We start from the raw sequence: 15005 nt of genomic DNA, 5'->3' as shown, positions 1-15005 counted from the left end.
CTTTTTAAAGCGTCGTCACCTTCCTAACAAGCAAAAGCCCCTGGTGCCAGCGTAGGCATCAGGGGCTTTTTTCGAGCGTCACTTACGAGCAACTTACCGGAGCAGTACCAATTTGCCCCAGTCCTTTTTGAAGGCTTTGTCGGCGGCGGTGGCGCGCTGTTTGAACTCACCCGTAGGGTCATCGAGCACCACACGGTAGAGGTAGGTACCATTGGCCAGCCGGTCGCCGTAGGTATCGGTGCCATCCCAATACTGCTCGGTAATGTTGTTACCGATGCGTAGCGGGCCCATATCGGCCATCATAATCTCCTTCACCACGCGGCCTGTCAGGCTCACAATCTGAATTTTCATATTGCGCGGCGGCGCAGATCCGGTCAGCGTGAAAACGAAGCGGGTTTTGCTGGTTACCGGGTTGGGGTACGGAAATACGTTGGTGATGCCGGCACCGGAAACTACCTCGAACGTGATGCGGTAGGGCTCGGTGCCCGCCGCGTTACCGCTACCGTCTTTGCCCTGCACTTCCAGCGTATACATGCCATCGGTGAGAGGCTGGCTCTTGCCTGGCTCGAACACCATGCGGGCCAGGCCCTGGGCCGAATCGGCCTGGAAGGACGTGATGCTGGCTCCGTTCAGGTCGATGGCCTGGACGGCCCCACCGGGGCGGGTGAGGACAAGCAGGAAGTTTCCGCGGCTGGTAACCGGGCGCAGCTTATCCAAATCGCGTAGCTGAATGCTGATGCTGGGTCGCGACGACACAATTTCACCATTGAGCAGGTGGCGGCCATCGAAGGCCACATCGAGTACCGGTGGTGTATCGTTGTTGGTTACCTCGAAGGGCACCAAGGCCAGCTCGTTGTTGAAGTAATCCTGCTCAGGCTGGCGGCGCGGATTAAGCACTACCTGTCCCGACAGAGGTCCGTAGAGACCTCGGGCATCGAGCGTAACGTTGTAAGTCTGTTGCGTATGGGCACGCAGGGCCGGGCCGCTGAGCGGGTAGTACCGCTCGCGCGGGACTCCAGCCGTGCCCGAACGCAGCACGATATAGCCCACAAGTGGGGCTTTAAAATCAAAGTCCGACACATTTTGGAAGGATACCGGCACCGTAACCGCACCCGTTTTCTGGGCCTGATCCGTCAGTTGCGCGGCCGTTAGCGGTGTGGTGCTGGGCCGCACCACGCCTTCGGGTACACCTTGGTAGGTTACCAGCCACTGCTCCAGTTGCGGAGTCGGGCCGGGGCTGTCGGCGCCGAAGGTGACCTGCAGCTGCAGATACCGGTACTGTTTGGCCGATATAGTACCCAGCGCCAGCGCCCGGTTCGTGACGTTCGGATTAAGGACAGTAGTAGTACCCAGGCTATCGATACCCAACAGCTTGAGCGTGTAGTTGGTACCCGAGGTGGTGCGGATAGTATGGAAGAGGGTTTCCCACTGCTGGGCAGGACCAATACGGGTGGATGTGATGGTGGCCTGTTGGGTGTTTTCGTTGAAGCTCCACTGCCCACCGGGCACGGCCACCTCTACCCCGTTCCGCTCGTCGCGGCGGAACTGGCCGGGGTGGCTCTGCGACCAGCCGCCCTGGGTGCGGCCCTTAATCACGCGGAACGAGCTGACGGCCCAATCGGAGCTTTCGTCGCCCTGCGGCGCATGCAGGCGCACACGCCAATACCATACTACGCTATCGGGCTGGCCGGGCAGTGCAGGCAATGCGGGCGTCCATTCGGGCACCATTACGGCAGTCAGCTTTGCCTGCCGCAGCGGGCGAGCAAAAGTCTGGGTGGTATCCAGCTCGAAATCGTACTCGCGGCTGACGGTGGTGGGCACGTTGCTCTGGGCCACCAGCCGCACCTCATTCGAGCCCACAATGGCAAACTCGGGCGGGCTTAGCGTAGTTACCCCACCCGTCAGGAAGGTATAGTTGAGCGTGGCGCGATTGTTTGTTTCGTCGAGTTCGGGAATACTGTTATCGGGGTCGATGTCAACTTGAAACGTATTCTGGCCGGCCACGCTACCGACAATCGGGTTGGCTAAAGCCAGCGTGTACGTGGTGTCCTGGCGAGGCTGGGGCACCACAAAATTAAAGGTGCTCGTAATGCTGCCTACGGTGCGCGTTACTCGAATCGGGAGTTGACCGACAGTGATTTTGCCGGGGTTGCTCACGCCCAGCTTTAACTGGAACGATGCACCCGGCGTGGCCGGAACTACGGCTACTGCCAGCTGCAGGCGGCTATCGGAAGTCTGAAAATCGGGGCGTTCGGGCGAGAACAACCGTAGGGCCGGGTCGCCCTGCCAAATGGTGCTCATCAGCGTTGGGATGGAATAGAGGTTGTTAGAGCCGGTCAGGAGCTTGGTTTGCAGGCGGCGTAAGGCCTCGGCATGCACCTCAACTACAGGCTTGCCATACCACTGAGGGTCGTTGAACAGCAGCTTATACGTCAGCTCATCCACCAGATGAATATTGGGTGCCACATCGAGCCAGGAAGAAGCCAAGAATCCTACACATCCCTTATCAGCAGTCAGCAGCCAATCCTCACCCATTGAGCCGAAGGGATGGAAGGCGTTGCCAGCCGAGCAGCCACTGATGAACATTATCGGGTAGCGCCCCTTGTTGGCGTAGCCGCTGGCCGGGGCCAGAATGTTGGTCGGAGTCAGGTCGATGTCACGGAGTCCGCCATGGCCGAAGTAGCTGATAACTGACAGTCCGGCGTTTACCTGCGGCGCGATATCAACAGTTACCGTTTCGCGACCCACCCGCCCGATGCGGTCAATAAAGCGCACGACGCGGCCACCGAAAAAGGGCTTCTGCATGGACTGCCCGTACTGCTGCAGGTAGTCCCGAAATTCTTCCTGCTCGAACTCCGTCTGGCCGCCGGCCAGCAGTAGCACATTACGCCGCCAGGGCTCCAGCCCCAGCCCCTCGTGCTCCTGCAGCTTGCGCAGGTAGCTCATAATCTGATCAGGATTCTGGGCCGAAACCCGGCCGGTGGCGATCTTGGGGATGTAATCGTCCTTCTGCCAGTCGGCAGTGAAAAAGATGTCGGAAGCGCCCCGCGAACTAGTCGGCACGTAATCGGGGCTGAGGCCGAGGCGGGCGGGTGGCGTTTGCCGGTGATACGCGTTGTTGGACACTTTCTGCCCCGTTTCGTAGCCTTTGCCCAGTAACAGCAGATAACGGGCGCGAGCCCCGCCGGTAGCCTGCACCCACTGCGCAAACTGCCGGATGGCTAGCGCCGATTTCTCGCCGTAGTGGAACTGGTCGTAGAGCTGCTCGGTGCTCACCACCAGCGTATCATAGCTCCCGCCCGTTGCCGAGGCCCGGTAGCTGGCGTAGCTGCGTGCCGCATTTACTGTGGCCCCATCGGTGCTGGGCCTCATCAGTCCGCGGGCGCTCACTATCAAAAAATTGGCCGTAGCAGGCAGCGCTCGAAAGCGCACCGGCTGGGCCGGCAGTGGCGACACCAGCGCCCGGGCCAGGTCGTGCAGCCGGAGTTCCCGACTACGTCCCCCGGCCGTTGCAAACACAACCTGGCTGGTAGCGCCCACCACTTGGGGCAGCACGCGCGTCACATTGTACGGGTCAGTAACATCATAGCCCAATACAGTAGCGGGCAGAGCGGCGAGGGAGTAGGCCGCTGGCCCGGCCAGCGTCGAGTCAGAGCGGAAAGCTACGCCAGCTTGGCCTGCTACCCAGCGTGGAGCCTGCGGATAGGTCAGGCGCGTGTAGGCAACTGTTACGAAGTTGTCCTTGGTGTAGCCCGACACTTGAGGAGCCATCACCTTGATGCGCAGCTTGCCATCAGCATCAATGTCAGTGGGTTGTAGCGTGGCCCGGAATAGTTTTTTGTTGAAGCCCGCCAGGTCGAAGCGGCCTATTTCGCGGGGGCTGCTTCCTGATGCCAATGATACGATGACGGTACGGGTTATCTGGCGGAAACCAGATACCAGCACCTCTATAACGGGAGCACCCGCAACGGCGCTTAACGAGTCAAGCGTAAAGGTGTTGTAGGCTGCACCCACTTCTGTTGTGTTGCGGTAGCCAATCGGCCCCGATGTAAAGCCTTCCCCGACTTCCATCCAAGGCATATATACCTGATTTTCCTCGCTGATATCGGCGTAGTTCTCGGTGCGCAGTTGGGTGCGTTGGCCCAGCCAGTTGGGGTGCAGCGTAGCAGCCGCCACTTGGGGCTGGGCCATACGCTTGCCCAAGGCGGTGGGCGAAACAGTCAGGAAATACGCGGCCGTATCTGTAAACAAGCTATACATTGGGTTGAGCTGGTCGGCGGATTTTTTGTGCATCCCCCGGTCGAGCTGACCGTCATTGCGCTGGCCGAAGAACTCGACAAATGAACTGGCGTCTAAGGCGGTGGCGTTGCCGCCGACGTGTACTGCCACCTCGCGGCCCCGCCGCCACAACTGCAGACGCCGTGGGTCGGCGCTGGTAATGCCAGCGCGTTGTAGGTAGGCATGGTCGAGGCGGTAAATACCGTTGCGGGCCACTTTGATCTTATAATACTGCTGACCGGGCACCAGCCACTCGTTGCCGTAAGGGCCCGACTGGGCCGAGGCTGCTACTGTGCCCAACAGGCTCAGCAGCAGTACCAGCCATAAATTTCTCAGGTAAGGTTGTTTCATCGATATTCTGCTAGAGGGCGAATACATAACGTTCGGCGGGCTGAAGCACCGCGTCAAAGCTTATTTTAAGCCGTAGCCCAGCGACACAATAATGGAGGTGGGCTGCGAGCGTTGGCCCAGCTTTTCCACGGCCAGCCGGGTGAGGGCCATGTCGAGGCGTAGGCCGCTCAAGGCCACGCCTAAGCCCAGGCTGGGCTGCACTTTCCAGGTTTCGGAGCCCGTGAAGGACTGCACCTGCTGGGCGTTGCCCACGCCACCGCGCAGATACACCAAGTTCTTGTAGCCCAGCTCCAAGCCGGCGCGCGGGTCGAGGTTTACGGCCTTGCTCGATACCAGCGTGTTGCGCTGCCCATCGGTGCTCAGCTCCATATCGAGGGCAGCCAGGGCCGTGAACTCGCCGGGCAGCTTGATGAGGCGGCTGCCGCCGAACACGAAGAGTGGCAACGTGATTTCGGTGCTGTTCTCGGGCATCTGGTCCAGGGCGTTGGCCGGGCCTTCGAACTGGTCGCGGTGAATAGTCCAAGCGTTGTAGGTGGTGGTGATGTCGCGGGCCATGAGGCCCAGCTGCCAGCCGTTGCGGCGGTACTGCACACCCGCATCGATACCGAAGCCGATGGCATCGGCAAACGAGCCGATGTTACGGTAGATGACCTTGGCGTTGGCACCCACCTGCAGGCCCTCAATGGAGCTTATCTGGCGGGCATAGGAGAGCAGCAGCGCATAATCGGCCACCGAGAAGTAGCGGATATTATTGTAGTCGATGTAGCCGTACTCGTTCACCAGGTTACGGGTGTCAGCAATATCATCAACGCCCAGCCGGATAAGGCTTACGCCCAGGGCGCTCTTATCATCGAGCTTCATGCCGAAGCCGGCGTAATCGTTTTTTACGATGCCCGAAAACAGCTCGGAGTGCATCAGCACACCGTCGTACTTGTTTTTCTGGCTTACCAGGCCAGCCGGGTTCCAGTAGCCGGCGGTGGCATCGTCGGCCAGGCTAACCTGCACTTTGCCCATGCCCAGCGCCCGGCCACCCACACCCACGTTCAGAAATTCGTTGCTGTACTTGGGCGTTGTGGTCTGGGCCAGCGCCGGCGACAGTACCGCCAGGCTTAGCCCTGCACTCAGCAGCAGGGCCTTATAAGAGGAGAAGTGGGGCATAGAGAAGTAAGCCAGATTCGAGTCCGATAAAGGAAGAAAAGCACTGTTCGGCAGCAACGCAAGATACTTAGTAATAGTGCGTCCCGGATTGCCTTCCTCGCTAAAAACCTAAAAAGCAGGTCCAAAGATACGCCTCTGATGCTTAGCCATACGGTTGGCAAGGCACTAGAAAGCTGGAAAACCAGGCAATCAAAAATATATTTTTGACAGTACCTTGTGTTACATAGTACCTTTTACTATCTTTGACTCATTCTTCACCCCCAATCTGTCTTCACTTATGAAAGTCGAGAACACCCAAGTGCAGATGCGGAAGGGCATTCTGGAGTTCTGCATCCTCGAAATCATTGCCCGCGGCGAGGTCTACGCCTCCGACATGCTCGAGGAGTTGACGGCGGCCCGCATGCTGGTCGTGGAAGGAACGCTTTACCCACTGCTCACGCGCCTCAAAAACGCAGGCCTGCTGGACTACACCTGGAAAGAATCCATGAGTGGCCCGCCCCGCAAGTACTACACCCTCACCGAGGTCGGGCAGGACTTCCTGCACCAACTGCGCCTAACCTGGGAAGAAGTCCAGGAGTCGGTCCGCATCATCAGTCAGAAACCCGGCTCCACGCCTGCGCTCTAAGCGCCGCCTCCCTCCCCCTACTCCTATTGTTGACTTGTTGCAGCAACTACGATGAAAAAGAACATCAGCATCAACCTCCAGGGCATGATCTTCCACATTGAGGAAGACGGTTACGAAGTGCTCAGCCGTTACCTGACCGAGGTGAAGGCCCACTTCAGCGGCTACCGCGGACACGAGGAAATCGTGGCCGACATTGAGAGCCGTATTGCCGAGCTTTTCGCCGCCCGCATCACGCCACTCAAGCAGGTAATAACCCTGGAAGACGTGGAAAGCATGACCGCCAAGATGGGCCGCGTGAGCGACTTCCAGCCCGCCGATGAGGCCGACGAAGATGAGCAGCTGCTGGCCTCGGCCGTAGCCAACGGCTCGGCCCAAGGCACCTACACCGGCAGCACTGGCGGCAGCACTGGCGGCAGCACGACTACCGATGTGCCGCCCACCACCGACGAGGCCGAAACGGGCACCAAGCGCCTGTACCGCGACATGGCCAACAGCAAAGTGGCGGGTGTAGCCGCTGGTATTGCCCGCTACTTCGCCGTCAATCCACTCTGGATCCGGCTGGGTTTTCTGGTCCTGGCGCTTATCAAGCCCATTTCCCGGGGCGTGTTCGACTTCGATGATGAGTCGTTCCGCTTCGAGGGATTCAGCCTGGGTGGTTTCGCGGTGCTGCTGTATGTGGTGCTCTGGATTGCCCTGCCCAAGCGCCACGACGGCACGCCGGCCGATGAGGACCCGAGCTTCAAGAAGCTCTACCGCGACACCGACAACGGCAAAGTGGGCGGCGTATCGGCCGGTCTGGCTGCTTACTTCCGGGTCGATGTGGTGCTGATCCGGATTCTGTTTCTGGTAGGTCTGTTTGCCGGGGGCTTCGCCTTCCCGCTCTACATTGCCCTCTGGATTCTGCTGCCCGAGGCCAAAACGGCCTCCGACCGGCTCCGCATGCGCGGCTCGGCCGTTACGCTCTCAGCCCTCGACAGCAACCTGCGCGACAACCCCTATGCGGCTGGCTCCGATACCGGCACCCCCAACAACCGTCCTGTAGGCACGTTTTTGGAAGACTCGTTCAGCAACCTCCGGCCGGTACTCAATGGTATTGGCGGCATCATCCGGGCCATCGTGGGTGGCTTGCTCATCCTGACCGGTTTCAGCCTGCTGCTGCCCATTATTCTGGGCCTGGGGGTTGGCTTAGGTATGACGACGGCAACCGATTGGGTGGATGTCGGCCCGCTGCAGCCCTTCCTGCTCTTCAACGATATTTCCGTGTGGGCTGTGCTGTCGTTCTTCCTGCTGGTAGGCATTCCGGCGCTGGCGCTGCTGCTCACCGGAGTAAGCATGCTGCTGCGTCGGCCGGTGCTCTCGCGGGCTGCCAATCTCACGCTGCTGGGCTTGTGGCTGCTGGGCATCGTAGGCAGCTCGATGGCGGGCATACGGGCCAGCCGCGAGTTTCAGCGCGAGTCGGAGGTTACGCAAACGGTAGCTCTCAACGGCCTGACCAGCTCCCGGCTGCTGCTGGAGCGCCGCCAGCTTGATAACGACCAGTGGGTAGGCCTGGACATGATTGGGATTGACAGCGCCCAGGCTCCCCGATTCGAGCGCATCATCTCCGCCAAAGGCTCGTCCGATTCGCTGGCCCGCCGCACGGCGGCTACGTCAACCACCCACACCCTGCGCATCCTCAACGATTCGACCCTGAGCATAGACGACCACTTCACCTACCAGCCCAAAGCCCGCCTGCGCGACCAACAGATGCGCCTGCGCCTGCTCATGCCCCGCGGCCGGACCTTCCGCATGACGGAATCTTTTTCCAACTGGCTTGATGCGGAAGATTATGTAGGCGGACGCCAACCCTACAGGTCGGAGAATTTCGTGTACCGCATGAAGGGCAGCAAACTGGAATGCCTGACCTGCACCGATGCTGACCTGCGTGGCGGCAACGAGGATAACACCGACGACGAAACCAGCGCCGACTACGACGAAGGCCGCGCCGATGCCAACATCAACCTCGACTTTGGCGGCGTAGACGGCTTCGACACCTCCGAGAGTGGCTACGGCGCAGGCCGGCGCAGCTACTCCGAGTCGGACTTCGACCACGTATCCGTGGTCGGACCCTACCGGCTGGTGGTGCGCCCCGGCAGCAGCTACTCCATCAAAGCCGCCGGCTCCGACAAGGCCCTGCGCCAGCTGCTGATAGAGCGCGACGGCAGCGAGTTGGTTATCAAGCCCCGCAACCGCAGCGTGTTCCGAATGGGTAACTTTTCTTCCGAAGCCAGCCGCGTGCTGATAACGGTAGAGATGCCCGAGCTGAACCAGTTGGAGATGGTGGGCGGAGCCCGCGCCCAGGTAAGCGGCTTTAGCACCGGCGACCTGCAAGTGGAGCAGGCTGGCGGCAGCCAGCTGACCCTGGACGGCAAGTTCGGCCAACTGAACCTGGACCTGGCCGGCGCCTGCCGGGCGGCGCTACGTGGCTCGGCCGACGAACTCTCGATTGACGGAGCCGGTGCCTGCGAAGTAACCGCCCCTGGCTTCACCGCCCGCAACGCCAACATTGATGTGGTAGGTGCCAGCAAAGTACGCCTAAACGTAACCGGCGAGCTACAGGCCGAGGCCACCGGGGCCAGCGTAATCGAGTACACCGGCTCGCCTACCAACGTGCGCCGTAGCGCTGTGGGGGCCTCCAGCATCCGGGCCGTACGCGACTAAGCAGCCCGGTAAGCAGACCGGGAATGATAGTGGCAGCCCCCCTGGGCGGCCTGCCACTATCATTCCTGGTCTGCTGTAACCCACTGGCTTCTTAGCCGTTCTACTAATTATAAAAACATTCTGCACCCGGCAGGCAGCTGTTGGCCTGGTTTTTATTCCGCTACAGCACAGCGCTCCAGGGTGCTTCGACAAAGGGTCCGCATGTGAGTGAACAAAACGCGACCCGGAGAGCCCCAGCCTGTTTCCCTGCTGCAACAGGATGGTTGGGGCTTTCTTTATCAGCCTACCCGGCTAAAAACCAACAGCGGCCGACCCTATATGGGGCCGGCCGCTGTTGGTTTGCGGGTCGTTGATAGGAACTGGGGTGATGAGGCAGTGGCGGTGGTCGCAGGAAATAGTCAGCTACCGCTTATCATCCGCAACTGGCCTGATGGCCAGCGCATATTCTACAAAGGATGCTCCGTAAAGGTCACGCTGAAATGATGGTAGTACAAAAGTCCCTGCCATTTGCCTTCTACAGGGTACTGCTTCGCGGGATAACGCTGCGCCGTTTCTTCGTTTACCAGGCCCCGGAAAGAGCAGTGCAGTTGCAAGGCCGTAACCTGCGAGGTAACCTCAATCCGGCTTCTGGGCGGCACCCGGATTGTCATCACCTGCTTATAGCCTAAATCGTAGGGTTTCGACTGTGGCGTGGCGTTGAGCAGAAACTGGTATCTAGGCGAAATGAGCAACGTATTACCGACCAAGTTAGTCGGTACGCCGACTTTAAAATCGCCTAGCTTTACTTGCGCAGGAAGCGGGTTTGCCTGCGCTATTGTGAACTGCGACGTCTTTTTCAATTCGTAATCTACCTCGACTTGTTGCGTAAGCAGTACATCGGTCGGATTTTGTACGCTTATCGTCTTTAGGAGCACCGTGGTCGAATCAATCCGGTCATCGGCGGCCATAAAATAGCGCATGTCGGTGAGTGCATACGTCGCCGGAGGGCTGGCCGGCGCAACTTCTTCCGATTTGGAGCAGGCGCTCAGCAACCCACCGAGCACACTGAACGCGACGGAAAGCGCGGCGGCCTTTCTACCTGGTTGGAGCATGCTGGCTGAATTTGAAACCGAAGGAAACGGAAGTTCTTGCGTGTGCTGGCAATTACCGAACCTACCACATTTCCGGCGGCCAGCCAAACCTGATGCAGCAGATGGCACCGGCAGTATGAGTTGCGGGCCACCGTTACCCGGCTACCGGCGTTAAGCCTTGCTGGCGGCCCAGTTCCAGCAGCAGCGCGAAAGCCTCGGCGTGCTCGTTGCGCACCCGGCCCTCCAGAATGGCTTCGAGCAGCGCCTCCTTCAACTCGCCCACGGCGCGGCTGGGCTTGAGGCCAAAGGTTTCCATAATAATCTCGCCGGTGATGACGGGCTTGAAGTTGCGCAGGCTGTCCTTCTCCTCCACCTCCTTCAGCTTCTGCTCCACCACATCGAAGTTGCGCAGGTAGCGGGCCACCCGGCTGTGGTCTTTGCTCGTAATGTCGGCGCGGCACAGTAGCATGAGCCGGTCAATGTCGTCGCCGGCCTCGAACAGCAGGCGGCGCACGGCCGAGTCGGTTACCACTTCCTTCACCAGCGCAATGGGCCGCAGGTGCAGCTTCACCAGCTTCTGCACCTGACGCATCTCCTCGCCCAGTGGCAGCTTGAAATCGGTGAAAATGCCCGGTACCCAGCGCGCGCCTTTGTCCTCGTGCCCATGAAACGTCCAGCCCACGCGCTTGTCGTAGCGCTTGGTAGCGGGCTTGGCAATGTCGTGCAGCACGGCGGCCCAGCGCAGCCACAGGTCGCCGCCGGCCGCAGCCACATTGTCGAGCACCTGCAGCGTGTGGTAGAAGTTGTCTTTGTGCGCGTGCTGGCCTACTTTCTCCACACCGTGCAGCCCGGCCATCTTCGGGAAAATGAGGGCCAGCAGCCCACTGCTAAACAGCAGCTTGAAGCCGTAACTGGGCTTGGGCACCAGCAGCATTTTGTTGATTTCGGTTGTAATCCGCTCCTGCGACACAATCTTAATCCGCTCCTTGTTGCGGGCCAGCGCATCAAAGGTATCAGGCTCAATATCGAAGTTGAGCTGGGCCGCAAAGCGCACGGCGCGTAGCATCCGCAACGGGTCGTCGGAAAAGGTAATATCGGGGTCGAGCGGCGTGCGGATAAGCTTGCGGGCCAGGTCGCCCATGCCATCATAACGGTCTACCAGCGCCCCGAAGTCGGCCTCATTCAAGCTCAGGCCGAGGGCGTTTATAGTGAAGTCGCGGCGGGCCAGATCTTCTTCGAGCGTACCGGCCTCCACTTCGGGCTTGCGGCTTTCGGCCCGGTAGCTTTCCCGGCGGGCGCCCACAAACTCCACTTCAATGTCGGGCGTGGGCAGCATGGCGGTACCGAAGTTTTTGAACACCGTTACGCGGGGCCGGCCGGGCAGACGGCGACTCACCTCCTGGGCCAGCGCAATACCATCGCCCACGCACACCACGTCCACGTCTTTGCTGGGCCGGTTCAGGGCCAGGTCGCGCACAAAGCCGCCAATCACATAAGCGGGCGCACCCTGGGCGGCGGCGGCGGCGGCAATGGTCTGGAACAGGGGCAGGTCGGGGAGTTGCGGCGTTTGCATGGCGCAAAGGTAGCAAGGCCCCTATTATGGCCTGGATTCGCGCACGAACCAACCAGCGGCATTATGAGCGCACCGCACAAAAAAAAGCGCCTCCGGAAAACCCGGGAGGCGCTTTTTTAATACGAGCCGTTGCTGGCTATATGCCTACTGGGCTGGAACTTCTTCCACCAGTTTGTCGGCGGGTACGTTCTTTACTACAGCCGTGTCGCCAGTCTCAGGAGCCATTTCAGCGGCAGCCTGGTCGGCAGTGTTCTCGATGGCGTTACCGGCAGCGTCGGTGGCGTTAGCGGCATCGGTAGCAGCGCTTTCGGCAGTAGCCTCAGCGTTTTCCTGAGTAGTCTCCGAGCACGAAGCGAGGGCGAAAGGAGCGAAAGCGGCGAGAACGAGCAGGTTTTTGAACGAGAATTTCATGGTCAGTTTATGGAGAGGTGATGAGATGATTTGGGCTTCATACCGCTCACTCACCAAACGTAACCCTCTGTTGAGCTTACTTTCTTTCAAAAAATTACTCCCGCACTGTTTCCAGCGCACCATCGGCCAGCACTCGTACCACCCGCGAAGGCGTAGCTCGGGTAGTATCATCCTGCCGCCAGTTCACTACATAATCCACCTTCCGGACCAGCTCGGGGGCCACCTCGCCGAACGTGGCCGGGGTAGGCTGCCCGCTGATGTTGGCCGAGGTAGAGACCAGCCCATGGCCCAGCCGCCGCAGCACCAGCCGGCAAAACTCGTCGTTGAGCGCCACGCGCAGGCCAATGGTGCCGTCGGGGGCCAGCAGGTTGGGGGCCAGATGGCGGCTGCCGGCCACAATGTAGGTAGTGGGCCGGGTCTGGGTGGCCAGCAGTTCGGGCAGGTTGGCGGGCACCACGGCGGCGTAGCGGGCAAACATGACTTCATCGGCCACCAGCACAATACAAGCCTTCTCGGCCGGCCGGTTTTTAAGCTGGTATAGCTGCTCTACGGCCCGCGGCAGCTCGGCGTCGCAGCCCAGCCCCCACACTGTATCGGTGGGGTAAAGTATCACCTGTTGCAGCAGCAGCGCATCTACGGCCGCATCGGCCTCGGAACGCAGGAATTTTGGGGACATAGGTCGGGATATATCAGGAAGGTGTTGAAGCTGTTTAGGAAGTCAAAGGACCGTAATGCTGAGCTTACCGAAGCATCTCTACCGCTTCGTAGCAGTCGTTCAACGAAGCGGCAGAGATGCTTCGGCAAGCTCAGCATGACGGTCTGATTGATTCCAAGTGCTTCCTAAACAGTTTCGTTTTAAGAGAGTCAGAAGAACGTTATGCTGATTCTGGACATTCCCTGAACAGCTTCGTTAGCTTCTGTTTAGGTTCCTCGCAAGTTCAGGGTGATACATGACAGCTCAGTTTCCTCAAACTTCACTCTCCACCGACTGGCACAGCTCGACCAGTACGCCGGCGGCCGATTTGGGATGCACAAAGCAGACGAGCTTGTTGTCGGCCCCGCGCTTGGGCTCCTCGTTGAGCAGCGTAAAGCCCGCTGCCCGCAAGCGTTCCATTTCGGCGCGGATATCGGCTACCTCGAAGGCAACGTGGTGAATGCCCTCGGGCTTCTTCGCCAGAAACTTGGTGATGGCGCTATCGGGTGAAGTGCCGGCCAGCAGCTCTATTTTGGATCCCCCAACCTGAAAAAAAACCGTGTCTACGGCTTCTGAAGCCACGTGCTCGCGCTTATAAGGTGGCTGGCCTAGTAGGGTGGTATAGAGGGCCGTAGCCGCTTCGAGGTCGTTGACGGCCAGGCCGAGGTGCTCTAGGTTGGTAAACATGCAGAGGGAATAACAGGCAGCCACTGCCGGATAGCGCGGCTTCTTTGGATTTGTTCTACTTTTGTAGCTACGAATGTAGGGCGAAACTAAACCTGTTTGCCAGGTTTTGTGTTCTACCTACGAATGATTCTCCGCTGACAAACCAGAACTCCGGGCTATGCTCAAATTACCCATTTACCTCGATAACAACGCCACCACGCCCCTCGACCCGCGGGTTCTGGAAGCCATGATGCCGTACCTGACCGAGGTATTCGGCAACGCGGCTTCGCGTAACCACCCCTTTGGCTGGGCCGCCGAGGAAGCCGTTGATTACGCCCGCGACCAGATTGCTAGCCTCATCAATTGCGACCCCAAGGAGATTATCTTCACTTCGGGCGCTACCGAGTCGGACAACTTGGCTATCAAAGGCATCTACGAGATGTATGCCCAGAAGGGCAACCACATCATCACCACCACCACCGAGCACAAGGCCGTGCTGGATACCTGCAAGCACATCGAGAAAATCGGTGGCAAGGTTACCTATCTGCCTGTAAACTCGGAGGGCCTTATCGACTTGGCCGAGTTGGAAGCCGCCATGACACCCCAGACGATTCTGGTGAGCATCATGTACGGCAACAACGAGACGGGTACCATCCAGCATATCCGTGAAATTACCGCCATTACCCACAAGCATGGTGCGTTGTTCATGACCGATGGCACCCAGGCCGTAGGTAAGATTCCGGTTGACGTGCAGGCCGATGGCATCGACCTAATGGCTTTCACAGCCCACAAAATGTACGGCCCCAAGGGTGTAGGTGCCATGTACGTGCGCCGCAAGAACCCACGCGTGAAGGTTACCGCCCAGATGGACGGTGGCGGCCACGAGCGGGGCATGCGTTCGGGTACGCTCAACGTGCCCGGCATTGTAGGCCTGGGCAAGGCCTGCGAGCTGGCCAAGCAGGAAATGGCGGCCGATGCCGCCCGCCTCGGCGCTATGCGCGACCGGCTCGAAAAGGAGTTGCTGACGCTGGAGGAAAGCTACGTAAACGGCTCGGTTGAACGCCGCCTGCCGCACGTAGCCAACATTTCCTTCAAGTATGTAGAAGGTGAAGGCCTGATGATGGGCGTGAAGGATCTGGCGGTATCGTCGGGCTCGGCCTGTACTTCGGCTTCGCTGGAACCGTCGTACGTACTTAAGGCTCTGGGCCTGAGCGACGACTTGGCCCATAGCTCGCTCCGTTTCGGCCTGAGCCGTTTCACTACCGACGAGCAAATCGATTACGCCATCAACCACGTAAAAGAAGCCGTTACGAAGCTCCGTGAAATGTCGCCCCTGTGGGAGATGTTCCAGGAAGGCATCGACCTCGACAAAATCGAGTGGGCTGAGCATTAATTCTTCAGACCTGAGTACAGAGACATGAGAGGTGAGACTCGGTTAATCTGTTTTTGCCAACATCTCACACCTCACTTCCAACACCA

The 15005-nt window shown here is 59.5% G+C and carries 10 protein-coding genes; 3 read left to right on the top strand and 7 right to left on the bottom strand.

Features of this window, described 5'->3' with window-relative positions:
• Window positions 1-93 precede the first annotated feature (93 nt).
• Both porU2 and HW554_RS03830 read right to left on the bottom strand, forming a co-directional pair.
• Complete coding sequence (gene porU2, locus HW554_RS03835; RefSeq protein WP_176907028.1) at window positions 94-4629, bottom strand: putative type IX secretion system sortase PorU2; 4536 nt, start codon at window positions 4627-4629, stop codon at window positions 94-96.
• Window positions 4630-4689: 60 nt separating this feature from the next.
• Window positions 4690-5787, bottom strand: a complete 1098-nt coding sequence (locus HW554_RS03830) for a putative type IX sorting system protein PorV2 (RefSeq protein ID WP_176907027.1) — start codon at window positions 5785-5787, stop codon at window positions 4690-4692.
• Window positions 5788-6064: 277 nt separating this feature from the next.
• Here HW554_RS03830 and HW554_RS03825 point away from each other — a divergent pair, with 277 nt between their 5' ends.
• Window positions 6065-6412, top strand: a complete 348-nt coding sequence (locus tag HW554_RS03825) for a PadR family transcriptional regulator (RefSeq protein ID WP_176899437.1) — start codon at window positions 6065-6067, stop codon at window positions 6410-6412.
• A 51-nt stretch (window positions 6413-6463) separates the two neighbouring features.
• The gene (locus tag HW554_RS03820) at window positions 6464-9112 is read left to right on the top strand and encodes a PspC domain-containing protein (protein ID WP_176907026.1); all 2649 of its coding nucleotides are present in this window, start codon (window positions 6464-6466) and stop codon (window positions 9110-9112) included.
• A gap of 446 nt (window positions 9113-9558) precedes the next feature.
• Here the strand turns inward: HW554_RS03820 and HW554_RS03815 are convergent, their stop codons facing one another.
• From HW554_RS03815 to mce, 5 genes are all read right to left on the bottom strand, one after another.
• Window positions 9559-10203 (bottom strand): hypothetical protein, encoded by a 645-nt coding sequence (locus tag HW554_RS03815; RefSeq protein ID WP_176907025.1) that lies wholly within the window; start codon window positions 10201-10203, stop codon window positions 9559-9561.
• 133 nt (window positions 10204-10336) lie between these two features.
• Complete coding sequence (locus tag HW554_RS03810) at window positions 10337-11755, bottom strand: CCA tRNA nucleotidyltransferase (protein ID WP_176907024.1); 1419 nt, start codon at window positions 11753-11755, stop codon at window positions 10337-10339.
• A 144-nt stretch (window positions 11756-11899) separates the two neighbouring features.
• Window positions 11900-12166, bottom strand: a complete 267-nt coding sequence (locus HW554_RS03805; RefSeq protein ID WP_176907023.1) for a hypothetical protein — start codon at window positions 12164-12166, stop codon at window positions 11900-11902.
• Between the two features lie 94 nt (window positions 12167-12260).
• Entirely contained in the window at window positions 12261-12842 is a 582-nt protein-coding gene (locus HW554_RS03800; RefSeq protein ID WP_176907022.1) for an L-threonylcarbamoyladenylate synthase, read from the bottom strand.
• A gap of 291 nt (window positions 12843-13133) precedes the next feature.
• Window positions 13134-13547, bottom strand: coding sequence for a methylmalonyl-CoA epimerase (gene mce, locus HW554_RS03795; RefSeq protein ID WP_176907021.1), 414 nt, complete (start codon window positions 13545-13547; stop codon window positions 13134-13136).
• Window positions 13548-13704: 157 nt separating this feature from the next.
• Between mce and HW554_RS03790 the strand changes: the two genes are divergently transcribed.
• The gene (locus HW554_RS03790) at window positions 13705-14919 is read left to right on the top strand and encodes an IscS subfamily cysteine desulfurase (RefSeq protein ID WP_176907020.1); all 1215 of its coding nucleotides are present in this window, start codon (window positions 13705-13707) and stop codon (window positions 14917-14919) included.
• The last annotated feature ends 86 nt before the right edge of the window (window positions 14920-15005 follow it).

Source organism: Hymenobacter lapidiphilus, from assembly GCF_013377885.1.
GTDB classification, from domain to species: domain Bacteria; phylum Bacteroidota; class Bacteroidia; order Cytophagales; family Hymenobacteraceae; genus Hymenobacter; species Hymenobacter lapidiphilus.
The sequence above is the reverse complement of the archived record's forward strand: the minus strand, read 5'-3'. Positions and strand labels throughout refer to the sequence as shown.

Excerpts from the sequence above, each read along its gene's own strand:
- porU2 (WP_176907028.1), bottom strand. The coding sequence starts at position 4,629 with ATGAAACAACCTTACCTGAGAAATTTATGGCTGGTACTGCTGCTGAGC.
- HW554_RS03830 (WP_176907027.1), bottom strand. The coding sequence starts at position 5,787 with ATGCCCCACTTCTCCTCTTATAAGGCCCTGCTGCTGAGTGCAGGGCTA.
- HW554_RS03825 (WP_176899437.1), top strand. The coding sequence starts at position 6,065 with ATGAAAGTCGAGAACACCCAAGTGCAGATGCGGAAGGGCATTCTGGAG.
- HW554_RS03820 (WP_176907026.1), top strand. The coding sequence starts at position 6,464 with ATGAAAAAGAACATCAGCATCAACCTCCAGGGCATGATCTTCCACATT.
- HW554_RS03815 (WP_176907025.1), bottom strand. The coding sequence starts at position 10,203 with ATGCTCCAACCAGGTAGAAAGGCCGCCGCGCTTTCCGTCGCGTTCAGT.
- HW554_RS03810 (WP_176907024.1), bottom strand. The coding sequence starts at position 11,755 with ATGCAAACGCCGCAACTCCCCGACCTGCCCCTGTTCCAGACCATTGCC.
- HW554_RS03805 (WP_176907023.1), bottom strand. The coding sequence starts at position 12,166 with ATGAAATTCTCGTTCAAAAACCTGCTCGTTCTCGCCGCTTTCGCTCCT.
- HW554_RS03800 (WP_176907022.1), bottom strand. The coding sequence starts at position 12,842 with ATGTCCCCAAAATTCCTGCGTTCCGAGGCCGATGCGGCCGTAGATGCG.
- mce (WP_176907021.1), bottom strand. The coding sequence starts at position 13,547 with ATGTTTACCAACCTAGAGCACCTCGGCCTGGCCGTCAACGACCTCGAA.
- HW554_RS03790 (WP_176907020.1), top strand. The coding sequence starts at position 13,705 with ATGCTCAAATTACCCATTTACCTCGATAACAACGCCACCACGCCCCTC.